Below are 26,275 nucleotides of genomic sequence, written 5' to 3'. Positions count from 1 at the left end.
ATGCCGTGCCAGAAAGGAGGGTATCTAGAAAGCTGCGCGATGCTAGAGCTTATTTTCCCAGCCTTCCTCGTGGCCTCAGGGCTCGTGCTGGCGTCCGTGATCACCAGCGCACTGGCGTTCCGGTTTGGCGCACCGCTGTTGCTGGTATTCCTTGGAATTGGCCTCCTTGCCGGCGAGGATGGCCTAGGGATTACCTATGACGATGCCAATTCAGCCTATCTGATCGGCAGCTTGGCCTTAGCGATCATCCTCTTCGACTCCGGATTCGACACGAAGCTTCGTTCCTTCAGGCAGGCTGCGGCACCCGCCATCACGCTGGCAACCTTGGGCGTGGCTCTCACCGCCGGGCTGGTCGGTGTTGCCGCTCGTTATGCGTTCGGCCTCCCGTGGCTGGAAGCGTTCCTCATCGGCGCCATTGTCGGTTCCACGGACGCGGCCGCTGTGTTCTTCCTGCTGCGCGTTGGCGGGATAACGATCCGCGATCACGTGCGCTCCACCCTCGAGGTGGAGTCCGGCTCGAACGACCCAATCGCGATTTTCCTCACTCTGATGCTGCTTGGGCTCATCCTTGCTGGCGGGAGCCAGCAGAACCTCTGGGATGAGATCGTAGAGGGATTCGTGATGCAGATAGGCCTGGGCGTCGTCATGGGCATCGCCGGGGGTTATGCGATCGTAGCCGCGGCGAACCGGATAACACTCGAAGGAGCTCTTTATCCAATCGGCGTCATCTCTACGGCGATATGTTTGTTTGGGTTGGTGGGCATGCTGGGAGGCAGTGGCTTCCTTGCCGTATACGTGGCCGGACTGGTGGCCGGAAACAGTCGGATTACGGGGCATGCGGGTCTGCGACGGTTCCTGGAAGGGCTCACCTGGATCGCCCAGATCTCGATGTTTCTGACCTTGGGATTGTTCGCGACGCCATCGCAATTCCTTGACATCGCGGTCCCGGCCATTGCCATCGCGCTTGCGCTGACCTTCGTTTGCCGGCCACTCGCAGTCTGGCTTTGCCTGCTTCCCTTTGGGTATCAACGCAATGAAACGGCGTTTATCTCCTGGGTCGGCCTGCGCGGAGCGGTTTCGATCCTGCTCGGCATCATCCCTTTGGCGGAAGGATTCGAAAACGGCCAACTGCTTTTCAACACGGCCTACATCATCGTGCTCACCTCGCTGCTCGTCCAGGGGTGGACGATCCGGCCAATGGCGCGATGGCTGGGGCTTATTATTCCCCCGAGAATTGGACCGGTTGAACGAGTGGCTCTTGATCTCCCCGGGCGATCCGACCACGAGCTGCTCGTTTATCGCGTGGTGAATGAAAGTCCGGTCCTTCAAGGTGAGCGCCTACCCCGCTGGGCGCGCCCATCTCTCGTGGTTCGCGACGGCAGATCCATGCGATACCAATACGCAGGACACCTGAAGCCAAACGATCTCGTCTACATTTTCGTCGCCCCACAGTACGTAAGGCTCCTGGACCGTCTTTTCGCCAGCCCCAAGAAGCTCAGCGAAGACGATGCCGAATTCTTTGGCCGGTTCACGCTCGATCCCAAGAAGCCGCTGTCGGCGCTCGTCGACGCATATGACTTGCGATCGGTTCCGGAGCGCTACTTGTCGCATTCTCTTGCGGACTTCATGGTGCAGCGGCTCGGTGGAACGGCTGAAGTCGGCGACAGAGTTAAATGCGGTGAGGTTGAGCTGATCGTAAGGGATGTACGTGCGGATGGGCAAATCGGGGAGATTGGCTTGGCCATTGATCAGACTGACGGGCAGGCTCAAATTCCGCTTTTTGTCAGCGGGGAAGAGATTTGGGGATGGTTTAAACAAAAAGCGCGAGAAGCAAGGTCGGGTGGCAAGTGATCCGCTGGATTTCGCCTTCGGGTCTTTAGGAGCCGCTGCTTACGAAGTGCTCGTCCCGTGGATACCCAGACCCGTCGGACCTACCGGTCGGCGTTGGCAGCGGCGGCAGCGGTGCTCGACAGATATCGATCGAAGTACTCGATGGTCTTCGCCAGCCCCTCGCGGAGCGCAATGGTTGGTTCCCAGTCGAGCAGCTGCTTGGCAAGGGTAATGTCGGGCCGGCGCTGGCGCGGGTCGTCCACGGGCAGCGGTTGCTGCACGATCTTCGAACGCGATCCCGTCAGCTCGAGAACCGCTTCTGCCAGGGCGCGAATGGTGAACTCGCCGGGATTGCCGAGATTGACCGGACCGGTGACCCGGTCCGGTGTCCGGTCCATCATTCGGATCATGCCCTCCACCAGGTCGTCCACATAGCAGAACGAGCGCGTCTGCTCGCCGTCCCCGAAAATGGTGATCGGCTGGTTGGTCAGCGCCTGGATGATGAAGTTGGAGACGACCCTGCCGTCATTGGGATGCATGCGCGGGCCATAGGTGTTGAAGATCCTCAGTATCTTGATGCGCAGATTGTGCTGCATCCGATAGGAGAAGAACAGGGTTTCGGCGCAGCGCTTGCCCTCGTCATAGCAGGCTCGCGGTCCGATCGGATTGACATTGCCCCAATAGGATTCGGGCTGCGGGTGGACGTGGGGATCGCCATAGACCTCGCTGGTCGAGGCTTGCAGGATCTTGGCCTGCAGGCGCTTTGCCAGCCCGAGCATGTTGATGGCCCCATGCACCGAGGTCTTGATGGTCTGCGTGGGATCGCGCTGATAGTGGATGGGCGAGGCGGGGCATGCGAGATTGTAGATCTCGTCCACCTCCACATAGAGCGGCACCGTCACGTCGTGGCGCACCAGCTCGAAATTGCGGTGATCGAGCAGATGCGCCACGTTGGCACGGCTGCCGGTGAAGAAATTGTCCACGCAGAGCACTTCCTGGCCAGCCTCCAAGAGGCGCTCGCAGAGATGGCTGCCAATGAACCCGGACCCGCCCGTGACCAGAATGCGCCGGTTGGACGAAACGATGGTGGGCGGAAAGGGACGGGAAACATTGTTCATGCGACAGACCTTTCTGGGGAAGCGGCTCTTGTTGCGAAATGTTCAAGAAGCCAGGCAAACAGCGCGCCGATGGCCAGCCCTGCGCAGAGGGCCCCGAGCAGTACGATGAGGGTCGGCGGATAGGCGATGCGCATGGGCGTTGTCGCCCTGGTCAGAATGCGGAAGTTGCTGGTGGACAGAGCCTCCTGCTCGCTGCTCTGCTTCACTCTGGCCAGCACGTTTTCCAGAAGCGCGCGAGAGGTGTCGGCGTCACGCTGCAATTCGCGAAGCTTGATCTGCGCCTCGTTGTTGGCGAGCGTGGTGGCTTTGAGCTTGTCGAGCTCTCGGGCAAGGGAAGCTTCATTGGCGCGGGCAAGCTCTAGCTCGTTGCGCGTCCGCTGAACCACGAGCGAGAGCTCGGCGCTCAGCTGGCCCTGTGCGACGGCGCGCTGGGCCTCGATGGTCTTCATCTGCGGGTGGTCCGGACCGAAGACGGCGCTAAGCTCGGCACGGCGGCGGTCGATCTCGGCAAGGTTCGTGCGCAGCGCCGCGAGGGTGGGCGAGTCCAGCCCCTCTGCAGCCAAAGCGGCGCTTGGGCCGGCCCCAACGAGCAGCTTGGCCTGCGCGAAGCGCGCCTGAGCCGCCTCCACCTGCGCCCGGGCGGCGCCGAGGCGCTGGTTCATGTCGGCAAGCTGCTGCTCGTTGATCAGCGTGCCTTGGGTGCCCACCAGGTCGTGCGCTTTCCTGTAGTCCTCCACCCGGCTCTCGGCCCGCTCAACGTCGGTGCGCAACTCGGCTATTCGCGCCGCCAGGCTTTCGGTTGTCTCCCGGGTGGATGAAGAGCTCGCATGCGCCTCCTCCGCCAGGTACGCCTCCGCAACCGCGTTGGCGATCGCGGCCGCCTGACGGGGATCTGGCAGCAGCATATAGATCTCGATGATGTAGGTATTGCCGACCCGCTTCACATAGAGCGCCTTGCGCAGGTGGTAGAGCGCGAGCTCGGTTGGGTCCTGCGCGATGCGGCTTCCTGCGGCATCCCCCTCGCCAAGCAGATCGAGCAGCTTCGCTCGAAGGCCCGGGCTCACCGGCTTGGTGAATTCGGCATCCTGATCCAGCCCTTGCGATGTGACGACGCGCCGGAGAACGGCATCCGAAGCGATGATCTCGACCTGGCTGTCGACGAGCAGCGAGTCCGCACCCTGGGATGACGTGCCGAGCCCGCCGGGCACCACCTGCTCGGTCTGCAGCACCCGCTTCGAGCGCGGATCGATCAGCAGCTCGGCCGACGCGCGATAGAGCGGCGTCGAGAACAGGACGAAGAGCATCGCGCCAATCAGGAAGAGAGCGGTGATCGCGACGATCCAGGTCTTTCGCCGCCACAAGACCCGCAAGACTTCCCTGACGTCCCGGCTGAAGGCGTCGAGGCCCGACACCGGCCCGGCGGCGATCATCTGCGCGCCGGAGAACGTGTCGATCCGAGAGTGATTGGCAATGTTCATTGTTTGCGTCTCAAAGCAGGACCCGGACAGCCGTGGCGAAAAGGTCTTCAGCAAGCTCCGTGCCGATCAGTCGCCGTCGTCGTTGCGTCGCAACAAATCGCGACCGCGCAGGCGTTTGAGCCAGCGCCGGCCCTGCCAGACCGCGACCCCGAGCCTGCCTTGCAAGCTGCGCGCGCACATGGCCTCATAGAGGACGCGGTCATCGGCGCCGAAGTTCTTCTTGTAGGGCTCGTCGCCGACCGTCAGGTCGAAATAGGTGAGCCCTTCCTGCGCAAAGGCGTCCATGGCCTTGAACAGCATGATCCGGCCGGGTGCGAGCTGCGCATGCCGGTCCATATCGAAGGCCATCATGAGCAGGAGGAATGCCTTGTCGTGCACGAGGCCAAGGCCGGTCGCCACGATCTCGTCGCCTACTTTCAGCCAGAACAGCCGGGCAATAGACCGCGCCGTGCCGCCGCAGGCGAGGTCGCGGTAGAACTCGCTCCACATGGTTTCCCGCATGAGATCGTCGCGTCCCAGGCGGGCAAAGCGGTCCACCCGCTGCTTGGCAAGAACATCGTAGATGGCGGCGGTCTCCGGCCCGCCCGTGCAGAACTGCAGCGACAGGGGCGCGACCTGGCCGAGCTTGCGCTCCCGGCGCCGCAGCAGCTGCAGGGTGTTCTTGCTCATGACCGCCTTGGCCTTTTCGCTCCAGGGCGCGCCGATGGGCAGGCCATGGGCCATGGCGCTGAACGGCGCCTTAATCGGCAAGTGGAGAAGCGGGTTTGAAAGTGCACCCACCTTGTCCGGCAGCTTGCGCAGCCGGATGACATCCGCTGCGGGCAGCGCGCTCTCGATCCGGCGCCAGAGATCCAGAAACCAGGACTTGTCGTCCGCCGGAAAATCCTTGGCGAGAACCGGCGCGCAGTAGTCCGCCACCCGGAGATCGGCAAAGCTGATCATCCGCAATCCCCGCTCGGCATAGGCGCAGAGGGGCAGGATCATCATCGGCGTCGCGCCGGCCGTCGGGCGGACCACCACGATGACCGGCTCCGCACGATCATGGCGGCGGAACGCGGCATAGAGGGGGGCGACGAAGTCATAGCGCTGAAAGGCGGTGACGTGGCCCTGCTCCTCCAGCGCCCGCCATTCGGCTTCCAGCGGCTCGATATCCCAGTGGATCTCGATCACCGGCTCGGCCTTTCCCTCGCTGGCGAAGCGCAGGGCATCGTCCCGATAGAGCTCGATATTGCGAACGGGGTCGAAGCGGCGGAACAACTCGCCGGCCTGCTCGCGGATGTTCTGCCGATACGCGGCGTTGTCGCGCACCAAGGCGGCAAGCGCGCGGGCCACGTCCTTGGCGTCATAGGGGTCGGCTGCTTCGCCGACCTCGAGACCGCCGAGATAGCCGTCGACGCCGGTCATCTTGGAATAGAGCACAGGCGTCCCGGCAAATAGTGCCTCCACATAGGCCATCCCGAATGTCTCATTGCGGGACGGCATGACCATGGCCAGCCGCTTCGGGAGTTCCGCCAGCAGTTGCTGATGGGGCACGAAGCCGCGCAGGAAGGCGCGGTCGGCCAGGCCGTAGCGTTCGATCAGCCCCTTGGCGGCCGCGGCTCCAGCCTCGCTGCCATAGCCGATGATCTCCAGCTTCACGCCATCGACCGCATCGCCCGCCAGCTTGAGAGCCTCCAGCAATGTCGGCAGGCCCTTCTTTTCCAGGGCATCCAGGTTGATGACAGTGACCAGGACTGGGTCGGGTTCCGTTGGCGTGATCAGCGGCTGTGCGTTCTCGACGAAATTCGGCAGGGGCCGCGTCTTCGCCGCATCGATGCCGGTCAGCCGCTCGAAGGTTTCCCTTACCCAAGCTGACACGTAGAAGGCCCGTGCCGCATCATCAGCCATGCGCCGGAACAGCGGCCGGTAGGTGGGCTTGGCCTTGAACACCTTGGCCTCGACTTCCCCACGGACGGAAAAGAACAGGGCGGCCTTATGCTTCCGTGCGACTAGCCAGGCGGCGATCCCTTCGAAGGTGAAGCGATGGCTGTGCACCACATTCGGCCTGAGGTTTTCCTGCTTCAGGAAGCGAGCGATGCGGCGGCCGAGCAGCAATTGCGACGGCAGCATGCCAATCCCGAAGGGCAGGGCAAAATAGCCGTGTGCAACGAGCCTGCGGCCATTCACCATGCCGAGATCTTTCCAGTAGCAGCGGAAGGGATTGCCGATGCGCTGCAGCGAAATCACCACCTGCTCGAACATGGTCAGCCGATCGACCAGCCGTTCCACCGCGTTGGTGGTGGGCGTGCGGATCGGGTTGGGGTAGTCCGACGAGATATGGAGAATGAGAGGCCGCGGCGCCGTATCCGGGCGGGCCGGGACCGAAATGCGCGTCATCTCCACCGGACCACCTCCCTGGCGAACAGCATGGCAAGCGGCCCCACGCTCATCACATAGCGCCGCCAGAGCCGCCGCGGCTCGCTGAGCAGGCGATGCAGCCATTCGAAGCCCAGCCGCTGCATCAGGCGCGGCGCGCGGGCCTTGACCCCACCCATGAACTCCATGGCCGCGCCGATGCAGAAGGCCGTGCCCTGCGCGCTGGGCCGGCGGGCGATCGCATAGGCCACCTGTTCCGACTGCGGCGCGCCGACGGCGATGAACAGGAAGCGCGCATTACAGGTGGCGCCGAACGTGACGCAGGCTTCGAAGGCCTCCGGGTCGTCCACGAAGCCCATGGGCGGTACATGGCCGACGAACTGATATTGCGGATATTTCCACGCGAGCGCCTCCAGCACCTGGGGCCGCGCGGCAATCACCGCGAGCCGGTCTCCCGGCCGCAGGACCTCGGCGAAGATCCGCTCGACCACGTCGGTGCCGTTGAGATGGGGCAGCCGCAGGCCGACCAGGAAGCCCAGGCGCCGCACGATGTGGCTGTCGCACCAGCTCTGCCAGGCGTTCTCATAAAGCGGCAGCAGGTCCTTGCGGTGCCTCAGCCTGGTGACATGGTCCACATTGGGCGTCACCACATACCGGAACCAGTCGTCGGGCTTGGCGCCCTGCAGCGAGCACAGCACCTGCTCGATCGGCCTGAGGTCGTAAGGGGCGCCAAGGAACCGCACGCGCCCCGCTATGTCGTTGCCAGCCGGCATGAAGCTTTCTCTCCACATCGAAACGGTGCCTGCAGGGTCCCTCGTCTCATTTCGGCACGAGAGTGCAGGCGCCAGATCGTTCTGCGGAGGCCAGTCGCAGTTTTCATGCCTCTGTCTCACTGAAAAGGCGGGACGCGCGGTGGCACGCCCCCTGCACGGGCCAAGCGAGCCTCAACGAGAGACGGCAAATGCGGACGGCGATCGCCTTATCCCTGGTCGACCAGGCTATGCTCAGCGGGTTCAGCCTCGCGCTGAACCTGCTGCTGCTGGCGCATGTGTCCGCAGCGCAATTCGGCCTCTTCACCTATGCGCTCACGCTGCTCCTGATCCTCACTTCCCTTCACAACGCCCTGATCGCCACGCCCATCGGCGTTGGTCTTCCCGGGCGCCCCGAGGGCGAGCAGCAACAGACCCTGGGGGTGCTGCTGACGGCGGATCACCTGCTGCGGCTCATTCTGCTGCCCTTGGTCGCAGGTCTTTGTGCGCTGACCAGCGGCGACATGACCTACGGGCTGGCTGCCGCCGCCCTGTGCATGACGGGCCTCTGGCGCGAGACGCAGCGCGCCGTGGCGTTCACGCTGATGCGGCCGCACCGGGCCCTGGTCATCGACGCCGCCATGGTCGGCCTCTCGGCCGCGGCCATTGCGGTGCTGTGGACGATGCTCGAGCCCGTCAAGGCCATGCTGCTCGGCACTGCCGCCGGCAACGCCGCGGCGGTCGTTCTGGCCGCGACATCGCAACGGCTGGCGCCACTCGGCAAGGCACTGGCCGCCTACCGCTCCACCTGGCGGGAATCGCGCTGGACGCTCACCGGCGCCGCCACGACGGAAGCGCAGTATCGCGGCTATGTGTTCATGGTCGAGGGCTTGCGGGGCGCCGACGTTCTGGGCGAGGTCCAGGCAGGCCGGGTCCTGATGGGCCCCATGTCGCTGCTCGCCTCCGCCTGGGGGCGCATTGCTCGTCCGACCATGACCCGGGCGATCGTCGAGGGTGATGCAGGCCGGGCACGTCGCGTCCTATTTGTGGGCACCGCCGGCGTGCTGGCCCTGAGCCTGGTCTATGTCGGCATTCTCGCAGCGGCCTGGCCGTGGATCGAGCCGGCCTTGTTCCGCGGCCGTCATCCGCAGATCGCCATGCTGACCGCCGCCTGGGGGTTCACCACCGTCCTGAGCCTCGCCCAGATCTGCCTGGGCTATTACCTGCAGGCGGCCCGCCTGTTCCGGCCGCTGGCCTTCGTGTCGGTGGGAGCTGCCGCCGTCTCGCTTGCCGCACTCACCGGCCTCGCCTGGACCGTTCCTCCGATCTATGCCGTGGGCGCAGCGGCCGCCGGCGAGCTGCTCGCGGTGGTCTGGTCCCTGGCGCTGGTGCTCCGCGCGCGTAAGCCCATGACACAGCTGGTGCCCGCATCATGAGCACAGCCACCGATATCCGCGTGAACCCGGGGACGGCGCTGTGGGCACGCAAGCTCGCGCGGTGGCTCCCCGCGATCACCCTTTTCTACAGCCTGTTCATCTGGCCCGTTCTCTATGGCCGCAGCCCCGACACCGACCCGGCGCTGGCCGAGCGGATCGCTGAGAACCAGTCGACTTTGCTGAACCAGGTCTTCTTCCCCGCCATATTCCTGGTCGCGCTGTTCGTCTGGCTCGCAACGTGCTACCGCCGCAGCCCGGCGCTGCGCGACCCCGCCGTGCTCCTGGTTGCGCTCATGCTCGGTCTGTTCGTCGTCTCGGCGGGCTGGTCGATCGTGCCGGACATCGCTCTGAAGCGGGCGATCCTGCAGATCACCATCATCGGCACGCTGATCCTGTCGATCGCAGCCGCCGACGACCCGGACGGGGTGGTCGACCGCATCTTCTGGATGCTGGCCGCCGTACTCATCACCAACTTGGCGGTGGTCTCGGTCACCGCGCCCGGCCCCCTGGGTTACGAAGGGCTGTTCCCGCAGAAGAACGGGCTCGGCGCAGCCGCTGCCCTGGGGCTGCTGTTCGCCTTGCATCAGTTGGCGGCGCGCCCCGGCCGGATCCGGCTGCTCGCCTGGGTGATCATCCCGATATCGCTGGCCCTGCTGGTGCTCAGCAAGTCGAAAACCTCCCTCGGCCTCGCCCTCATGGTGCCGCCGCTCGTACTCGCCATTTGCATTGCCGCCCGCGCCTTCCGCCTTTCCGTCCCCGTCCTGGTCGCGGGACTCATCGGCGCGGTGGTGCTCGTCTATTTCATCGGCATCGCCTGTTACGTCTGGACATTCGAGTCCGTCGCCTATGCTCTGTTCGGCGATCCGACGCTCACCACCCGTACCGACATCTGGGCCTTCGCCTCGTCCATGGCCCAGCGCCATCCCTGGCTCGGCTACGGTTTCGAGTCCTTCTGGCAGACCGGCGTCGAGTCGCCGAGCTTCCGGGAGGCGCCGGGCTTCGTCGCCCGCATGCCGCATGCCCATAACGGCTATGTCGATATCGTCCTGCAGACCGGCTTCTTCGGCCTGGGGCTGTTGACGCTCACGCTGGCCGCCGCCCTCGGCACCGCCGGCCAGGTGCTGAAGCGCAGCTTCAGCCTCGGCTATCTCTGCATTACCCTGATCGTCTTCCTCATGCTCTATAATCTCTTGGAGACCGCGTGGTTTCGCGGGTTCGACTACATGTCCATGATCTTCGTGCTCGCGGCTGCTCTTGCCGCCAGCGCTCGGAGCAAGCTGCCATGGAACGGCTGACCATCGGCATCGCGAGCTGCGGGCGGCCGGGCCTTGCGCGCACCCTTCGATCGCTCGGGGCCATGCGCATTCCCGACGGCATCGCTGCGGAGGTGATCGTCGCCGACGATGATCCCGGTGGCGGGGCGGCGGCCATCGTCGCTGGCGGCGCACCGTGGGGCTTGCCCGTCCGCGCCCTGGCGGTCGGCGCGGGCAACATATCGGCGGCGCGCAATGCCGTGCTGGACGCGGCCCAGGGCGAGTGGATCGCCTTCGTGGATGATGACGAGTGGGTCGCATCCGACTGGCTGGTGCGCATGTTCGCGGCGGCGGCGGAATTCGGGGCCGAGGTGGTCATCGGCCCGGTCTTCCCGCAATATCCCGAGGGCACGCCGGCCTGGCTCGCAGCCGCCAATCCTCTCTATATCGAATGGGGGCCGCGGGGCCGCAGGCTCGAGACCGGGCGCTCGGGCAATGTGCTGTTCCGCCGCGCCCCGGTCGAGCAGCATGGCCTGCGGTTCGATGTGGGGCTCGGCCGGACGGGTGGCGAGGACACGGACTTCTTCAGCCGTCTGCACCGTGCGGGAGCGGTGATCATCGCCACCGACGACGCCCATATCTATGAGGAAGCACCGCCCGCTCGGCTCGATCTCGGCTATATCAGGCGCCGGGCGCTGCGGTCGGGCCAGTCCTACGCCCGACTGCGCATCGGCCCCGGCGGCAAGCTCGATCCGCGGCACATCGCCTTTTACATGGATGCCGGGGCGAAAGCGCTGATCGGTGGGGCCGGTGCGGCCCTGTTGCGGCCGGTGTGCCGGGCCCGCTCGCTGAAGCTCAGGCAGAAGGCCTGGCTCAATCTCGGCAAGCTTCGGGAGATTACGGGGCGCGATCTGCCGCCCATGTATTGACGCCATATCTCCAGCGCCGGATCGGGTCGCGCACCGCGGACCTGGCACGGCTTTGCCAGCCCGTAAGGTCCGCGATCATGCGGCCGACGTCGAGATCACTGCGCACCGTGTTGCGCGGCACCAGGCGGGCGCCGCGATGGGCAAGCCCGCCGGAGCTGGTATGGACGCGGCGGTACCCTGCCGCGAAGGCCGTGCGGAGCACCCGGGCATCGAAGGCGCCGAAAGGCACCGACAGAGTGTCGACGGCGCAGCCGGCTGCATCCTCGATCACCGCGCGCGCATCATAGAGCTCGCGCCGCAAGGTATCGTCAGCGCATTTGGTCCAGTTCACATGATCATGGCCGTGATTGCCGATCCGCATGCCCATGGCTGCCATCTCGGCCAGGTCTGATTTGGAGAGCGACCCTTGCTGCCCGAGCCGGCCCGCCAGCACGAAGAACGTGGCGGAAAGCCCCGCTTGTGCCAGCACCGGACAGGCGATGTGGAAATCTGATGCGTAGCCGTCGTCGAAGGTGATTTCGATGCGCGGGTCGCGCCGCGCCGCGTCCACCGCCTCGTGCAGCACGGACGTGTCGACCCAATAGGGCGCCTCCGCCGGGTCGATGGCGCCGGCCGGCCTCCCCAGCCCATGAAATGTCAGCACCAGTCGGTCGGGCAGCATGGTATCAGCCGGCGTTGCGGTAGCTCTTCGGCGAGAAGACCGTCATGAGCACGATCTTGACGTCGAGCCACAGTGACCAGTTCCGGAGATAGTAGAGGTCATATTCGATGCGGGCGCGCATCTTCTCTTCCGTGTCGGTTTCGCCGCGCAGGCCGTGCACTTGTGCCCAACCGGTAATCCCCGGCTTGGCGATGTGACGCCTGGCGTAGTAGGCGATCCGCCCGTCGAAGGCCTTGTTGAGGTTTACCGGATGCGGCCGCGGCCCCACCACCGACATGTCCCCGAGCAGCACGTTGAGGAACTGCGGCAGCTCGTCGATATTGGTGCGCCTGATCCAGCGACCGACCCGGGTGATGCGCGCATCGTTCTTGGTTGCCTGGCGAAACGCCTCCCCATCCTCCATCACCGTCATGGAGCGGAACTTGAACACGCGGAAAGTCTGGTGATTGAAGCCGTGGCGCGTCTGCCGGAACAAAACCGGCCCGCGGCTGTCCAGCTTGATGGCGATGGCGGTTAGGACAAGGACGGGCAGAAGCAGCAGCAGCGCGACCGAGGCAACCACAATGTCGAAGATGCGCTTGGTGATGACATCCGTGCGCTGGAACGCAGCCCGCACCAGGATCAGCCCGGCGGCGTTGCCAGCGGTGCCCATGCCCGCATAGCGGTCGAGAAAGGGACCCGGCGCAATATGGATGGCAACGGGCGTTTCCATCAGGGCGTCCGTGAGCGTCTCGATCAGCGACACCTCGGACCAGGGAACGACCAGGATGACATCGTCCGGCCTGAGCTGCCGGATGGTTCCTTGCATCTGAACGGCAGTCTCGACCACGTTGTCCAGTTCGACGATGCCGACGGCGCTCCACCCCACGTCGCGCAGGTCATAGCGGCGCATATGGCTCGCAATGTCGTCGCGCCGGCCCACCAGCACCACCTTGCGCGCCGCAAAACCCGCAGACCGCGCCAGGATTTCCGCCAGTCGGGCCGTGGCGAGCCTGAGGGTGAACAGGGCCGCAAGCCCGGAGAAGTAGAGAACGACGGTGGCACCGCGCGAATAGTCAGCCCCCGCTTTGAGCAGGAAGACCAGCGCCAGCACGATCCCGGACGTTATCGTCCACGTGAGCAGCAGGTCGTCGAACCGGTTCTTGGACTGGACGTAGTTGCGGAACCGATAGGATCCGCGCGCGGAGGCAATCACGAGGAAGACGAGCGCGAAAGTGCCGCCCCATTCGAGATGCTGCGCCAGCGAGTCGGTGTTGCCGAAGCTCGCGAGATAATAGGCTGGCCCGGTTACGAAGGCCGCGACCAAGATCGCCGAAGCGTCGAGCGCAGCGGCCGTAAGCGCGAAGGCTAGCCAGGAAATCCGTGGATTTCCCGTACCGAGGAACAGGCGGCCTTCGACGCGGTCCATCGTCATTGCGTTATCAGCATGGGTTTGAGGCCGGTCGGTTCGACCGGAGCCGGAGGTTGACGTTACGCCATGGCATCGCAAGAACGATGCCGCGATTGCGGTGACACAGAACACCGCCGCGAGATGCGGCAGCGCGTCGCAGCATCAACGAACGTCTCGGCGCGTCGCGGTCTTTATCGCCTGCATGGTGGCAGCCACATCGCCACCCAGGAAATGGCTGTTGGCGGCATGAGGGGGCAGGTTATCCGTCGGGACCAACGCCCCATAGAAGCCGAACCAGGCGAGGTTCCATTGAGGGGGCGATTCCTGAGGTGCGCCTGCCATGGCCGCGAACGAGGAGGGGTCACGGAGGCCGGCGATAATGCGCTCGCCCAAGCGCTTGAGGCTTGCAAAGTCCACGGTGTCACCGCGCGCCTTCGCCATGAAGGCCATGGCGGCAAGCGGTGCTGCGGCGAAGCAATGATAGTCGAGAGCCTTCCCGCCGCGTTCCATTTCCAGAGGAAGGGTCCCATCCGGCGCTATGGCGGCAAGGCCTTGCGCCAGGATCCCATCCGCCTGTTTCCGCAGTCGCCCGTCGCCCGTCGCCAGCGCCGTGGCCGCCATCGCAAGACCGGCCCAATAGGCCAGGTTGTTCTCCGGCACGTCGTCCCGCGCGAGGAAATCTGGGATTGGTGCGGCCATCTCCTCGAGCCAGCGCGCGATGCGAGCACGTTCCGACGGATCGGCCAGCGCCATGACCTTCAGATAGGCGAGGGCCAGGGCCCCGAGATACCAGTTCCGCTCGTAATTGGCCTGGCGCGAGGACCAGCGGCCGGTCAGCGCACGGCGTTCGGCCCACAGCGCCAAATTGTCGAGCGCGCAGCGGCCGGCCGCCTCGTCGCCACGGACGAGATAGGCATCCGCGCGCTGCTGCTGCAGGCGGACGAAAGCTTCATAGGGGGCCACCGCCTTATCCCTGGCTGCGCGCTTTGAGCCATCCACCACGCTCCCCTGGCTGTCGGCGTAAAACCCTTCAACTTTCAGCGGCTGGCTCGGCGGCAATGCGAGCTTGCAGGTCGGGTTCGCCCAGACGGTGCCCGGCAGCAACGGGATGAGAAGCAAGGCTGCTATCAGCCAAACTGCCCTGTCGCTTCCTCCGCTTGGCACGCCGTTCGCTACCCACATGCTCGATGCTTGCTGGCCGGCACGGTATCCCTGGCACCGTCGCGTCAGCAAGGACGAACTTGGGACCGGAAAGGGTTCCCTGGTTCAAAATGGAACGAAGCAACACGTCCCGGCACGGCCGAAGAACGAGGGCAGCGTTAATGGTGAGGCAAGTAAAACTTCCCGGCACGGAGATCGAAACCTCGGTCATCGGCTTCGGCTGCGCTTCCCTGGGCTCGCGCATATCGCGCGCGCAGGGGCTGCGAAGCCTCGAAGCAGCGTTTGATGCTGGCGTGACCTGGTATGACGTGGCGCCTCCCTACGGCGCGGGAGAGGCGGAACTGGCGGTCGGCGCCTTCCTCAGAGAGCGTCGCCAGCAGGTTCAGGTCTGTACCAAAGTGGGCCTGACCCATCCCGAGCGCAATCAGCTCATGAAAATGGTCTATGCCGCGGCCCGCCCTGTGGCCGGCAAGCTCAAGGCGCTGCGGCGTGGCTTTCGCGCGCTGCCGGCCACGCGCTATCGCAAGGTGCCGTTGGATGGCAGCACGATCAAGGCGTCGCTCGATCAGTCGCTCACCCGCCTCGGCACCGATTACGTGGACGTCTTTGCCCTGCACGATCCCGACCCGGCCGATGTCACGCGCGAGGACGTGCTGCGGGCGCTGGAAGAGGTGGTGCGTGCCGGCAAGGCGCGTCACGTCTCGGTTGCGGGGAGCTTGCGGGCCTGTCTCGCAGGTGCGGCGCAACCCGGCCCCTTCAGCTTCGCCCAATGTGCCGATGGTCTCGACATCGACGCGGTGCCTCAGATAGCCCGAGCCGCGAGACGTCCCATCGCCACCGTGACCCATTCGGTGTTCGGGGTGGACGGCGCGCTGGAGCGGCTGGTTCAGCGGCTGGCGCAAGACCCGCAGGCACAGCGTCAGCTGGCGGAGGCCGGCTATGCCGGGCCTTTGCCGGACGCCGCCGGCGCCCTGCTCCTGGACCGCGCCTTGGCCGCCAACCCGCAAGGGGTCGTGCTCACCTCAATGTTTTCCGAGCGGCACCGCCGGTTCAACATCGCGCGGGCCTCACGACCTGCCTCTCGCCAGGCGCTCGATCTCGCCAAATCACTCACCGCCACACCGGCGCCCGGCCTCGTGCCCGCATGATCCTCGATCACCTGGAGGGCCTCGACGAAGCACGCCACGACCTGTGCATCGTCGGCTCGGGCCCAGTCGGCATCACACTGGCCCTGGAAATGGCCCGGCTTGGCCGGAGCGTGCTTCTGCTCGAATCCGGCGGCCAACAGCCTGACACGAGCACCACCGAGCTGTCGGCGGCGGAGATTGCCGAGCCATCCCGGCACGACGACATGCGCATCGCCGTCGCGCGCCGCTTCGGTGGCACGTCGAACCTGTGGGCCGGGCGCTGCCAGCCCTTTGATGCAATCGATTTCGAGCGTCGGCCCTGGGCGGGTGATGTCCGCTGGCCGATCACGCTCGAAGACCTGGCGCCCCATTACGCGGCCGCTTGCGGCTATGCGCAGTGCGGCGCCCCTGTCTTCCGAGATCCGATCCCGGGTGTGGCCTCGCAGGATGATGCGTTCGACTACACGCGGCTGGAGCGGTTCAGCAACAAGCCGGCGTTTCAGCTCACCCATATGCGCGCGCTCGCCGGAAATCCGCTCATCGATGTGCGCCTCAACGCGACCGTGACCGGCTTCGTCTTCGGGAGCGATGACCGCATCACCGCGCTGACCGTGAGCAGGCTCGACGGCAGCCGGCACGATATTCCCGTCTCGGCAGTCGCCTTGGCCTGCGGCGGGCTCGAAACCACCCGGCTGCTGCTGGCCGCCCAGCGGCAGCAGCCCGAGCGCTTCGGCGGGCGGGATGGCCCGCTCGGCCGCTACTATATGGGTCACGTGATCGGCGAGGTGGCCGACATCCAGTTCGCGACGGACGCGCTCGACCAGGCCTATGACTTCTACCTCGACGGCCACGGCTCCTATGCGCGCCGGCGTTTCGTTCCATCCGACGGCTTGCAGCGATCGGCGCAGCTGCCCAATGTCTCGTTCTGGCCGGTGGTACCGCCCAGCGCCGATCCCCGCCACGGCAGCGCCGTCCTGTCCGCCGTCATGCTGGCCCTGTCCGTCGGCCCGCTCGGCCGCCGGCTGGTGGCGGAGGCCATCCGCAAGCGCCACGTGCCCGATGATCTCGACCGCTGGCCGCACCTTCTGAACGTAGTGCGCGGCTTGCCCGCGGCCGCCGTGTTCGTCCCCTCCTTCCTCTACCGCCGCTATGCGAGCCCGATGCGGCTGCCGGGATTCTTCATCCGCAATTCCGCCCGCCGCTACGGCCTTTCCTACCACGCCGAGCACTTCCCCCAGGCCGAAAGCCGGGTGGAACTGGGATATGAAACGGACCGGCTCGGCCTGCCGCGCCTGCGCATCGATCTGCGTTTCAGCCGCGACAACGCGGAAGCCCTGGCCCGGGCCCATGACGAGCTTGGCCGCTGGCTTGGCCGCACCGGCTTCGGCTCGCTGACATACCGGCAGCCGCGGGAGGAAACGGTCGATGCGATCCTCGCCCTGGCAGCACATGGCACGCACCAGATCGGCACGGCGCGCATGGGCGCCAATCGCCGCGAGGCCATCGTCGATGCTGACCTCAAATGTTTCGATTGTGCAAATCTCTACGCGATCGGCTCGGCGGTGCTGCCCACCTCCGGCCAGGCCAACCCGACGCTCACCGCCATTGCATTGGCCGTTCGGTTCGCCGCTCACTGGAGGCGGGCTTGATCGCGCGGGACGGTGCGAATGACCCCCGCCCTTGGCCAGCTCGTGGCCGAACGGCAAATTTGCTTCGGCGCGATTGCGTGCCAGGTTTAATGGCCTCTAACTAGAAATACTCTCTCCAAAGGTCGAGAGCTCCGGTGTCCCCTTCCGCTTGGCATTTCAATTGTCGCAAGGTCACGCGCAAGGTCGCCCGGTGTGACCGCTTCGTCAGTTTCGGCAGCGCTTCGGGGCTTGCGCCGCTCCAGACAAGCTCCTCGATCTCGGTTTTGAGAGCCGCAAGCTCGGGGTCACCGTAGTCACTCAGGACGTCGCGGAACGCCTCCAAGGCTGCCGGGTCGAAAGGGATATCCCGCCCGAGCGGATCCTTGAGCGGATGCTGCGGGTAGATATAGGCGCAGGGCACCCATCCAAACGGGATCGGTTCATTGGCGCTGTGGGTGCGGCCTTGGCTGAGGAGTTGCGGTAGAACGTGGGTGTGCGGTCCTTCCGGGCTTTTCTCATGGGCAGCCGGGACTGGCTGCATGATTTCCGCGCGGCCGAGCCTGGTTGCGAACACCCGGTGCGGCGAAAGCGCAGGCATGTCGCGCATCAACGTATTGTCCGGGTCGAAAATGGACGTTCCCACCGCCTCCCGCAGCCGGGCTATCACCGCCGGATCCATAGAGCGCACGCACACATCCACGGTCGGCGTGCCCAGGCCGATATCGAACAGAATTGCGCCCCTATCCATCTCACGAACGGCCTCTTCGTCCGGCCCGAGCTCCGTGACCACGCGCCGATGGCTCATCAAGCTGTTTGCCTTGGGCAAGCAGAGCGCCACCGCCTGGTGCCAGCTTGCGGGATCCTTGGCGGGGGCCTCGTAGGCGAATATCCGAATATCCGCATCATGGGCGATCCTGATGGCGCCTCGCGAGGTTGCGGCCGACAAGCCGTCCTGTCCGAACGCGACTGCCTCCCCTTCGTCGCGCGTGAATTCGGCGATGGCGCCGAAAGTGCCGAGACTCCAGCCGGCCTTCTGGTCGGCAATCATCCGGCGAATGAACTGCAGGGTCTCGTTGCTCATGCGGAATCTCCGTGCATGGATGGGTTTCGCCGCCAGGGCAGGATGAAGCGTTCGCCATCCTGCGTTCCGACCAGCGGCAAGACGGAATAGACGGCCTCCAGCAACCCCGGGCTGAGCACCGCTTCGGGCGTGCCGTCGGCGACAAGCCGGCCCTGGCTCATGAGCACCAGCCGTCGGCAAAATCTCGCCGCCAGGGTCAGCTCATGCAGCACAACCACCACGGCCGTGCCGGCAGATGCCGCCGCGGCCAGCAGCTCCATGGCCCGAAGCTGGTGGTAGGGGTCGAGCCCTGCGATGGGCTCGTCCGCCAGCAGGACCTCGCCTTCCACTGCCAATGCGCGGGCAAGCAGCACCCGCATGCGCTCTCCGCCCGACAGAGCGTTGAGCGGGCGCTTGGCGAGGGTCTCAACCTCCGTCATGCGCATGGCAGCGGCGATCGCCCGCGCGTCGGAGGCTGGATCCTGCGGTCCCCACAAGCCGCGGTGGGGGAGGCGCCCCAGGGCGACCACCTGCTCCACATTGAGCCGCCACTCGATCGACGCGGATTGAGCGAGAAAGCTCAAGCGTCGGGCCAGCTGGCGGGGGCCGATGCTATTGGCGTCGCATCCGTCGAAGATCACCCGGCCGCTATCGGGTGCGCACAGGCCGGCCAACACCGCCAGCAGGGTAGACTTGCCTGCACCATTGGGCCCCACCAGCCCGATCATCTCTCCAGGCGAGACGGCCAGGTCGACGTCGCTCAGTATTTGGCGGCTGCCAAGCCGGACGCCGACAGCCTTGGCCTCGATCTTCATGGCCGCTCGCTCCTGAGGCGGTAAAGGAGCGCGAACAGGAAGGGTGCGCCGACAATGGCCGTGACCACCCCGAGCTTCAGCTCCGGCTGGGTGGCAATGAGCCTGACCGCAATGTCCGCCGATGTCGTCAGCACCGCGCCGGCGAAGCCGCTGGCCATCAGCAGCCGGCCCGGCCGATGACCGACGAACGGGCGGATCAGATGCGGCACGACAAGACCGACAAAGCCGACGGCACCGCTCACCGCGACGGCGCTGCCGACGCAGAGCGCTGTCCCGCCGACAACCGCGCCGCGGACCCTCTCCAGCTTGAAGCCGAGGCTCGATGCGGTCAGCTCGCCCAGGCTCAACGCGTCGAGCGCACGGCCTGTCCAGAGAAGCAGTGCCCAGCCGGTTACCATGGGGGGCAGTACGAGCGCGATGTGGTCGAGACTGCGATCGGCCAGCGAGCCCATCAGCCAGAACATGATTTCAATTGCGGCATAAGGGGTCGCGGACAGGTTGAGCGCGAGGGAGATCAGCGCGCCCGCCAGGCTGTTGATGGCGATGCCGGCCAGGATCAGCGTGGTCGTGCCTGCTCCGCGGCCGGCAAGGCCGAACAGGATCACCCCGGCGATGGCCGCCCCGGCGACGCCGCCCAGCGGCAGGAGCAGCGATGTCAAATGTGCCAGGCCGGAATAGAAGATGACGACCGCACCGAGCGCCGCGGCACCCGAAACGCCGATGATACCAGGCTCGGCCAGCGGGTTGCGCAGGAAGCCCTGCATGACCGCGCCGGCGAGCCCCAGAGTATACCCCACGAGCAGGCCGAGCAGAGCACGAGGCACTCTCAGCTCGATGAGCACGAGCGCGGCGAGGCTTTCCCGGCCGGCCATCCAGTCGACCATGGCGCTGGCCAGGTTGAAAGGCGCATAGCCGATCGAGAGCGAGGCGATGGACGCAGCGAAGGAAGCTGCGATAAGGCTGCTGACGAGCAAGGGATAGGCGATCTCGTCGCCTAACGCCCGGAGGAAAACCGTCATGGCGTTGCCCTCGCCGCGATCTGCTCCGCGGCCCGCGCGAGAAGCGCGACCGCTTCCACCATCTCGGGTCCGGCGCACGTCCACAGCCGTGGCGGGACGCTAACGACTTGAGTGTGGGGCAGCGCCTTCAGCACCGGGTGCCGGAGCACTTCATAGGCAAGCGCTGGGGCCGTCGGCTCAGCGTTCAGGATCAAGACGTCGGGCCGGAATGCAACCAGCAGCTCGAGGGGAACGGCGCCGTAATTGTCAAGACCGTTTTCCGCTGCGAGGTTACGGAAGCCGGCGCGCGCGAGCAGCGTATCGATGAGAGAGCCTTTGCCCGCCGTGAAGCCGTTCGGCTGATAGACGATCGCGGTCGGCCTGTGTTGCCGCGCGGTGTCCAGCGACGCAAGACGAGCACGCATTCGGGCAATGAGGGCCTCCGCCCGCGGGAGGTGGCCGAGCGTGTCGCCAAGCTCGAGGATCTGCTGCTCCGTTTGCTCGAAGCTTGCGGGAACATCAAGCTCGAGCACCTCGATGACAACCCGCTTCAACTGGTCGACGGTGGCGCGCGTCGTATAGCGGCCGGCAATGACCAGGTCTGGCGCGAGGGCGATCACTTCCTCGCTCAAGCCGCGATTGGCCGGATAGCGTGAGGCCAGCGCGGCCAGATTGGCGTTGGCGGGATCCTGCGACAGCCATGTCACCGACGCGATCTGTGCGGGATCCGCGAGCCGGAGCACCAGCTCGTCGGCACACAGGTTCAAGGAGACGATACGCTGCGGTGCGGCCAGGCTGCCCGAAGCCGACCAGGCGAGCAGCAGGGCGATGAGCAGGTTTCGCGCGTGGCTTGCCATCAGAAGGTCAGCCTCACGCCGGCATAGCCGCCGAAACCCAAGGTGCCGTAGCCCCAGACTTCGTAATACTTCTCGTCGAGGATGTTTTCCAGGCGGCCATAGAGTTGCAGGCCGTCGTTGATCTGATAGGAGGCTGCGAGGTTGACCAGCGTATAGGCGTTGAGGTCGACTATATAGCGTTCGTTGTAATCGGCGCTGTAGACCCAATCCTTCTGCTTGCTGACATAGTCTACGCTGAGATTGAGCTGGGCTCTGTCGTCCAGCAAAATGTAACTCACGTCGATGCTGGCCAAGTTCTTCGGCCGCCGCACCAGCGTCCGGCCATCGGCGTCTTCTCCGTTCATGTAGGTGTAGGACGCACGCAGGGTGAGATTGGTGATAGGGCTGACGCTCAGTCCAAGCTCGACGCCATCGATCTTCGAGCTGCCAGGTAAATTGATGGAGGTCTGGCCGGCGCCGGTGATGAGATCGGTGATGCGCTGGCTGAAATAGGTGATGTCGAGAATGCCCCCGCCGAAGATCTGCTGATCGATGCCGATATCCCAGCCCTCGCCGCGTTCCGGCTTCAGGTTCGGATTGCCCCTGTAATTGTTGGTGTAGCCGTAGAGCTCGAACAGGGTGGGGTTCTTGACGCCCGTGCCGTAGGAGCCGCGGAGCTTGGTGCCGCTCTCCTTCAGGAAGTAGGCGGCGGTCGCACGATAGGTGGTCGAGTCCTTGAACAGCTCGTTGTCGTCGCGGCGGATGCTTCCGGTGAGCGACAGATCCTCGAAAAGGCTCACCTGGTATTGCCCGACAAAGCCGGTCGTGCCGATCGACTTCTCGAAGCTGGACCACACGTTTTTCGAGATCGCCTTGTCCTCGTCATGCTCGACGGCAAAGGTCGCGGCGTGGCTTGCATCCAGGAACTGCGGCGTGTCGAAGAAGAAAGTCGATTGGTAGTCGAAGCGGGCGCGCTCGCCGTCATAGGTGCTGGTGACCATGCGCGGATCGAGGTCGCGATAGGTGCGGTCCTGATCGGTGTAGGCGAAGCCCGCGATCTGCTCCCAGTGGCCGTCGAGCAGCAGGAGACGCGCCTGGGCGCGGGTGAAGAATTGCTCCCCCTTCACATCCTGCAATGCGTCTACGGGGCCGGTGTGGCCATACTGGGGATAGAACGTCTCGGCGTCGAGGTCGCTGCGACTTGTCGTGTAGCGCACCACGGCCGAGAGGTCGAAGGTGTCGGTGAGATTGTAGCCGGCCTTGGCGAATACCGTGCCGTTGCCGTAGCCGTCCTTCTCCTTGTTGCCGAGGCGCGTGCTCGCGACGGAAATGCCCTCGGTCTGAAAGCCGCTGGCGCTGGCGATGAAGTTGTAGCGGTCGGTTCCGCCGCTCACCGACGCATTGCCGTTAAGCGTGCCGAACGAGCCGCCCTCGACGCGTGCAGCGGCGCGGGTCCGGCCTTCGCCGCGACGGGTGACGACGTTGATCACACCGCCGACGGCATCCGAGCCGTACAGCGCGCTTTGCGGCCCGCGCAGCACCTCTATGCGCTCGATATCGTCCGCGAGCAGATGGGCGAAATCGAACTCCGAGCCGGCGGCCGGGTCGTTGACGGGGATGCCATCGATGAAGACCTTGGTCTGGTTGCCTTCGGAACCCCTGATGCGCACCTGCGTGAGCTGGCCGAGCGGCCCCGTGCGGCTGACGGCCAGGCCAGGCACTTGGCGCAGAGCTTCCGATACGAATTTGATCTGCTGTTCGCGCAGCTCTTCCCCGGTGATGACCGTGACGGCGCTGCCCACCTGGGAAAGCGGCGTCTCGACCAAGTTCGCGGTCACCGAGATCTCCGGCAGGTCGAGATTGCCGCCATCGTCGAGATCGGCATCCTGCGCCGCCGCAGCCTCGAGGCCGACGGCCAGCGCAAGGGCCGCCACCAGGATGGACTGCTTCGTCGTGGGAACGGGAGCGGAAGGGCCGGATTCCGGCGCGAAATCCTTGCGGACAATCAGAACGAACATGAACCCTCGGGCGGCGCTCGGCCTTGTGGCACGTCACCGCGATCGAGGTGTCCTCTGCCCGAATGGAAGAGAGGACAGTCCCATCGAGACACCCCGCCCGATGTGATCGCGTGTGACCACGGCTGACGGCAGGTCTCCTGACTTGCGGGTCGCTGTCGTCCGCCGCCTTCCCAGGACCCGTTGGTCCCAGTGGCCTATGGCGGAAAACTCGCCGCTTACAGTTGCGGGGGCAGTCGCGGCGTTGGGATATCCATCCCGCACCGCGTTCCCTATTAAGCCTCTATGAGGCGCCGTCGCGGCAACAATGCGGACGTTCATGAGTCGTGTCAACGGGCAACTCGTTGGTTGGCGGACTCGCGCAGCCGAGGCTAAGCCGCTGTCCTGTTCGAGGCAGCGACGGCGAGAGGATCGGAGCAGATGCACCCATGCGCGCGGGAGGGTCTCGCAAATCTTCCACCGCCCTGCCAGTGTTACTTCTCGTTGACTATCCCGATTGTACAATAGATCGCTCACTCCTTTGGAAATGGGAGACATGCTGCATGTCGAAGGAAACTAAGCACGAGAAGACGAGCAAGAAAGCCTCAGACAAGACATCGAAGCCGAAAGCGATGTCAAAAAGTGCAAAGGCCGCCTCGGCCTCCAAGAAGAAGTGAAATCTGTGCGGCCAGTGTTCACCCGCTGGCCGCACTCAAAACGGGGTCCCTGCCGAGGCGTCGATCTCGGCCTGTTCTTCGGGCTCGGCCCAGAACGGAAGATCAAAAGTCACTGACGAGCGGGCAAGTTGTCGCGCACCTCTCTGCCTAACATGGCTGTCTGCAAAGCGAGAGAGGATCGACAATGGCTATTCAAAAGCTTCCCGACGTTGCGCTGCGCATCGACGGCCGGCCAGTTCCATCCACCTCGGACCAGGTTTTAGCGGTCATCAATCCGGCGAACGGACGGCAGCTTTTCGATCTGCCCATTGGAAGCGAGGCTGACGTCAATGCCGCTGTGCAGTCCGCGCGGCGCATTTTCGAATCGGGGGCTTGGTGGGGAATGGAGCCTGAAGGCCGAAAGAAGCTCCTGCACAAATGGGCCGATCTGGTCGAGAGAAATGCCGAAACGCTGGATCAGCTCGATGCCGTCGAGATGGGAAAGCCCTTGCGCCTCAAGGCGTTCAACGCGATGAAAGCCAGCAGCCTCGTGCGCTTCTACGCAGAGACCATCGACAAGGCCAAGGGCGATGTTCTCTCCAGCGACCGCCATTCCACGGTGATCAGGAAGGGCGTGCCGCGCGGGGTCGTCGCGGCGATCACGCCCTGGAATTTTCCGACTTACAACGCGGCGATGAAGATCGCTCCGGCCCTGGCGGCGGGAAACTCGATCGTGCTGAAGCCGTCGGAACTGTCGTCGCAGGCCGCGCTGATGCTGGCCGACCTTGCCTGCGAGGCCGGGATTCCGCCCGGCGCCGTGAACGTTGTTCCCGGGGCCGGCCAGACCACGGGCAAGGGCCTCGCGCTGCATGGCGATGTCGACATGGTCGTTTTCATGGGATCGAGCGATGTCGGCAAGCTGATGCTTCAGTATTCCGGCCAGTCGAACATGAAGCCGGTCATCGCCGAATGCGGCGGAAAATCGCCCCAGATCGTGTTCGACGATGGTGTGGATCTGGATGCAGCGGCGGCCGCGGTGGCAACCGGGATCACCGTAAACCAAGGTCAATGGTGCAGCGCCGGCTCGCGCCTGCTCGTGCAGCGGTCGATCGAGGCGGCGTTTGTGGAGGCGGTGGTCCAGAAGCTGCGCGACCTGGTGGTTGGCGATCCTCTCGATAACGCGACCGATCTTGGTCCACTGGTCAGCGAGCGGCAACTGAACCGCGTGCTTTCCTATATCGATTCGGGAAACAGGGAAGGAGCCGAGCTGATCTATGGAGGCAAGCGGCTCCAGGAGGCAACGGGCGGCTATTACTTGGAGCCCACTGTATTCCGTAAGGTGAGCAGCGACAGTCGGATCGCCAGAGAAGAGATCTTCGGGCCCGTGCTCTCCGTGATGAGCTTCACGGATGTCGATCACGCCATTCGGCTTGCCAACAGCACTGATTACGGCCTGTCGGCCTATGTATGGACGGCGAGCCTCGCGACAGGCTTCTCGCTCGGCAAGGGCATTCGTGCGGGCGCGGTGGTGGTGAACGCCAATCCGCCGTTCGGTCCAGGCCCTGGTGCCGCATATACGAGTGAGGCCTACGGATTATCGGGTATAGGGATCAGGGGCGGCATGCCCGGCCTGATGGCCTACCAGCGTCAGCATCTGGTCTGGTTCAACCATCAATAGATCAGGGTTCAGTGCCGCCTGCATTCCTTAGGCAGAACACCGAACTTGCGGAAATAGGCGCGGGTGAACGAGGACACTTCCGAATAGCCGACGCGGAAGGCGACCTCGGTGACCGACAAGCCGTTGCAGACGAGAAGCTCCCGCGCATGGTCGAGCTTCAAGTCGCGCCAGCACGCCTGCACGGATGTGCCGTATACCTGCTTGAAGGCCAAAGCGAGCTTGGTTCTGTTGAGACCCACGCGGCGGGCAAGATCGGCGAGGGGAATGCTTGAATCGAGATCGTCTTCCATGATCTTTCGCGCCATCTCGACGCGCTTCATGTCCCCCGGCGAGAGGCGGGCCTGCGGTCGTCCCGGACCATCATGTGGCCGGGAAAGCTGATGAAGCACCATGGAGAGCAACTCGAGGGATTTCCCACGCATGAAGGCCCGGCGGACTGGGCCATCTATGGAGCAGTTGATCACTTCATCGACCGCGAAGCACATGGCCGGGCTCAATTGGAGTTGCCGATTTTGCGCTTGGAGCTGGCCCGGATCGGCAAGCCACTGCAGTCCGGGCTCGACTTGAGACGTCCATATCTCGAGCAAGCTGGTGAGCGCGCTGGGCCGCATGAGGAGGCAGGCCATGCGCGCGGAGTCGGCATTCTTCATGAAGTGGCCGATGACCGAGTCCTCAGGGTAGCGCGAGACGATACAGGTGCGCTCGGGAATGTCGAGCACCTCGCCGCCGAGCAATTCGTCGTAGCCACCGCCCTGCACCCGAAACTGGATATGAATCCAGTCGCTGCCTTTCGCCGATCGCTGGCGATGGTATGCGCTGCCCTGCTGCGCCACGCTCGTGAGCAGGAATGCGCCATCCGCCAACTGCACCATTTCCTGAACGCCGCTATGGCTCGCATCCCTCCACTTGATGCGTATGCCGAGCGGGTTGTCATAGAGCGCCGTGTCCGCTTCGAAATTCTGTCCGAAGCGCGCGCTGAAGGTGCTCGGGTCGAGATAGTTGGCATAGTCCAGTGGCGCAGCTTGCATTTCAACCTCCGCCAGCCGGTGCTTGACCGCCGGCCCATGTGCGTTATCCCGCATCTTGTCGCCGCCCCCGAGAATAGTCAAACGCGCTGCGCCTG

At 64.9% G+C, this 26,275-nt stretch carries 20 protein-coding genes and 1 riboswitch; of the genes, 7 read left to right on the top strand and 13 right to left on the bottom strand.

The window, feature by feature from the left end; all coding sequences use genetic code 11:
* The first annotated feature begins 39 nt into the window (after nucleotides 1-39).
* On the top strand, nucleotides 40-1,851 hold the full coding sequence (locus tag E4P09_RS03285) for a potassium/proton antiporter (RefSeq protein ID WP_137388135.1): 1,812 nt from the start codon (nucleotides 40-42) through the stop codon (nucleotides 1,849-1,851).
* 80 nt (nucleotides 1,852-1,931) lie between these two features.
* Here the strand turns inward: E4P09_RS03285 and E4P09_RS03280 are convergent, their stop codons facing one another.
* From E4P09_RS03280 to E4P09_RS03265, 4 genes are all read right to left on the bottom strand, one after another.
* Entirely contained in the window at nucleotides 1,932-2,948 is a 1,017-nt protein-coding gene (locus E4P09_RS03280) for a UDP-glucuronic acid decarboxylase family protein (protein WP_137388134.1), read from the bottom strand.
* On the bottom strand, nucleotides 2,945-4,426 hold the full coding sequence (locus E4P09_RS03275; protein ID WP_137388133.1) for a GumC family protein: 1,482 nt from the start codon (nucleotides 4,424-4,426) through the stop codon (nucleotides 2,945-2,947). The genes E4P09_RS03280 and E4P09_RS03275 overlap by 4 nt, the downstream gene beginning before the upstream one ends.
* 66 nt (nucleotides 4,427-4,492) lie before the next feature.
* Nucleotides 4,493-6,802: a GNAT family N-acetyltransferase gene (locus E4P09_RS03270; RefSeq protein WP_338048996.1), complete on the bottom strand. Its 2,310-nt coding sequence runs from the start codon at nucleotides 6,800-6,802 to the stop codon at nucleotides 4,493-4,495.
* Nucleotides 6,799-7,554: a WecB/TagA/CpsF family glycosyltransferase gene (locus E4P09_RS03265; protein WP_170984207.1), complete on the bottom strand. Its 756-nt coding sequence runs from the start codon at nucleotides 7,552-7,554 to the stop codon at nucleotides 6,799-6,801. The genes E4P09_RS03270 and E4P09_RS03265 overlap by 4 nt, the downstream gene beginning before the upstream one ends.
* Before the next feature lie 188 nt (nucleotides 7,555-7,742).
* Between E4P09_RS03265 and E4P09_RS03260 the strand changes: the two genes are divergently transcribed.
* From E4P09_RS03260 to E4P09_RS03250, 3 genes are read left to right on the top strand one after another with little or no spacing between them, the layout of a single operon-like run.
* The gene (locus tag E4P09_RS03260) at nucleotides 7,743-8,966 is read left to right on the top strand and encodes an MATE family efflux transporter (RefSeq protein WP_137388130.1); all 1,224 of its coding nucleotides are present in this window, start codon (nucleotides 7,743-7,745) and stop codon (nucleotides 8,964-8,966) included.
* Nucleotides 8,963-10,261, top strand: a complete 1,299-nt coding sequence (locus tag E4P09_RS03255; protein WP_137388129.1) for an O-antigen ligase family protein — start codon at nucleotides 8,963-8,965, stop codon at nucleotides 10,259-10,261. Before E4P09_RS03260 ends, E4P09_RS03255 begins: the two co-directional genes overlap by 4 nt.
* Complete coding sequence (locus E4P09_RS03250; RefSeq protein WP_137388128.1) at nucleotides 10,249-11,148, top strand: glycosyltransferase family 2 protein; 900 nt, start codon at nucleotides 10,249-10,251, stop codon at nucleotides 11,146-11,148. Before E4P09_RS03255 ends, E4P09_RS03250 begins: the two co-directional genes overlap by 13 nt.
* Here E4P09_RS03250 and E4P09_RS03245 read toward each other — a convergent pair.
* The 3 genes from E4P09_RS03245 to E4P09_RS03235 all read right to left on the bottom strand — a co-directional run bounded on the left by E4P09_RS03245 (nucleotide 11,117) and on the right by E4P09_RS03235 (nucleotide 14,318).
* The gene (locus tag E4P09_RS03245; protein ID WP_137388127.1) at nucleotides 11,117-11,809 is read right to left on the bottom strand and encodes a polysaccharide deacetylase family protein; all 693 of its coding nucleotides are present in this window, start codon (nucleotides 11,807-11,809) and stop codon (nucleotides 11,117-11,119) included. The genes E4P09_RS03250 and E4P09_RS03245 overlap by 32 nt on opposite strands.
* A 4-nt stretch (nucleotides 11,810-11,813) precedes the next feature.
* Nucleotides 11,814-13,223 carry an undecaprenyl-phosphate glucose phosphotransferase gene (locus E4P09_RS03240; RefSeq protein WP_137388126.1) on the bottom strand — a complete coding sequence of 470 codons (1,410 nt, stop codon included), beginning with the start codon at nucleotides 13,221-13,223 and terminating at the stop codon, nucleotides 11,814-11,816.
* Nucleotides 13,224-13,361: 138 nt separating this feature from the next.
* Nucleotides 13,362-14,318 (bottom strand): alginate lyase family protein, encoded by a 957-nt coding sequence (locus E4P09_RS03235; protein WP_170984206.1) that lies wholly within the window; start codon nucleotides 14,316-14,318, stop codon nucleotides 13,362-13,364.
* 203 nt (nucleotides 14,319-14,521) lie between these two features.
* Here E4P09_RS03235 and E4P09_RS03230 point away from each other — a divergent pair, with 203 nt between their 5' ends.
* The gene (locus E4P09_RS03230) at nucleotides 14,522-15,508 is read left to right on the top strand and encodes an aldo/keto reductase (RefSeq protein WP_170984205.1); all 987 of its coding nucleotides are present in this window, start codon (nucleotides 14,522-14,524) and stop codon (nucleotides 15,506-15,508) included.
* Nucleotides 15,505-17,136 carry a GMC oxidoreductase gene (locus tag E4P09_RS03225; RefSeq protein WP_137388123.1) on the top strand — a complete coding sequence of 544 codons (1,632 nt, stop codon included), beginning with the start codon at nucleotides 15,505-15,507 and terminating at the stop codon, nucleotides 17,134-17,136. Before E4P09_RS03230 ends, E4P09_RS03225 begins: the two co-directional genes overlap by 4 nt.
* A gap of 100 nt (nucleotides 17,137-17,236) precedes the next feature.
* Here the strand turns inward: E4P09_RS03225 and E4P09_RS03220 are convergent, their stop codons facing one another.
* Genes E4P09_RS03220 through E4P09_RS03200 form a run of 5 tightly spaced genes read right to left on the bottom strand, consistent with a single transcriptional unit; the run spans nucleotide 17,237 to nucleotide 22,842 of the window.
* A complete protein-coding gene (locus E4P09_RS03220; RefSeq protein WP_137388122.1) occupies nucleotides 17,237-18,196 on the bottom strand; it encodes a DUF6925 family protein in 960 nt (319 codons plus the stop codon).
* Nucleotides 18,193-18,990, bottom strand: a complete 798-nt coding sequence (locus tag E4P09_RS03215) for an ABC transporter ATP-binding protein (RefSeq protein WP_137388121.1) — start codon at nucleotides 18,988-18,990, stop codon at nucleotides 18,193-18,195. Before E4P09_RS03215 ends, E4P09_RS03220 begins: the two co-directional genes overlap by 4 nt.
* Nucleotides 18,987-20,009, bottom strand: a complete 1,023-nt coding sequence (locus E4P09_RS03210) for a FecCD family ABC transporter permease (protein ID WP_137388120.1) — start codon at nucleotides 20,007-20,009, stop codon at nucleotides 18,987-18,989. The genes E4P09_RS03215 and E4P09_RS03210 overlap by 4 nt, the downstream gene beginning before the upstream one ends.
* The gene (locus E4P09_RS03205; protein ID WP_137388119.1) at nucleotides 20,006-20,845 is read right to left on the bottom strand and encodes an ABC transporter substrate-binding protein; all 840 of its coding nucleotides are present in this window, start codon (nucleotides 20,843-20,845) and stop codon (nucleotides 20,006-20,008) included. Before E4P09_RS03205 ends, E4P09_RS03210 begins: the two co-directional genes overlap by 4 nt.
* Nucleotides 20,845-22,842 (bottom strand): TonB-dependent receptor plug domain-containing protein, encoded by a 1,998-nt coding sequence (locus E4P09_RS03200; RefSeq protein ID WP_137388118.1) that lies wholly within the window; start codon nucleotides 22,840-22,842, stop codon nucleotides 20,845-20,847. The genes E4P09_RS03205 and E4P09_RS03200 overlap by 1 nt, the downstream gene beginning before the upstream one ends.
* 110 nt (nucleotides 22,843-22,952) lie before the next feature.
* A riboswitch (cobalamin riboswitch) is annotated at nucleotides 22,953-23,152 on the bottom strand.
* 527 nt (nucleotides 23,153-23,679) lie between these two features.
* On the opposite strand from E4P09_RS03200, the gene E4P09_RS03195 reads away from it, so the two are divergent.
* Entirely contained in the window at nucleotides 23,680-25,152 is a 1,473-nt protein-coding gene (locus E4P09_RS03195; RefSeq protein WP_137388117.1) for an aldehyde dehydrogenase family protein, read from the top strand.
* 8 nt (nucleotides 25,153-25,160) lie between these two features.
* Here E4P09_RS03195 and E4P09_RS03190 read toward each other — a convergent pair whose 3' ends face one another.
* Nucleotides 25,161-26,234 carry a helix-turn-helix domain-containing protein gene (locus E4P09_RS03190; RefSeq protein ID WP_137388116.1) on the bottom strand — a complete coding sequence of 358 codons (1,074 nt, stop codon included), beginning with the start codon at nucleotides 26,232-26,234 and terminating at the stop codon, nucleotides 25,161-25,163.
* Between the last annotated feature and the right edge of the window lie 41 nt (nucleotides 26,235-26,275).

Source organism: Rhodoligotrophos defluvii (genome assembly GCF_005281615.1).
In the GTDB taxonomy this organism is placed as follows: Bacteria; Pseudomonadota; Alphaproteobacteria; order Rhizobiales; family Im1; genus Rhodoligotrophos; species Rhodoligotrophos defluvii.
Note: the sequence above shows the minus strand (reverse complement) of the source record. Positions and strands in the feature narration are given on the sequence as shown.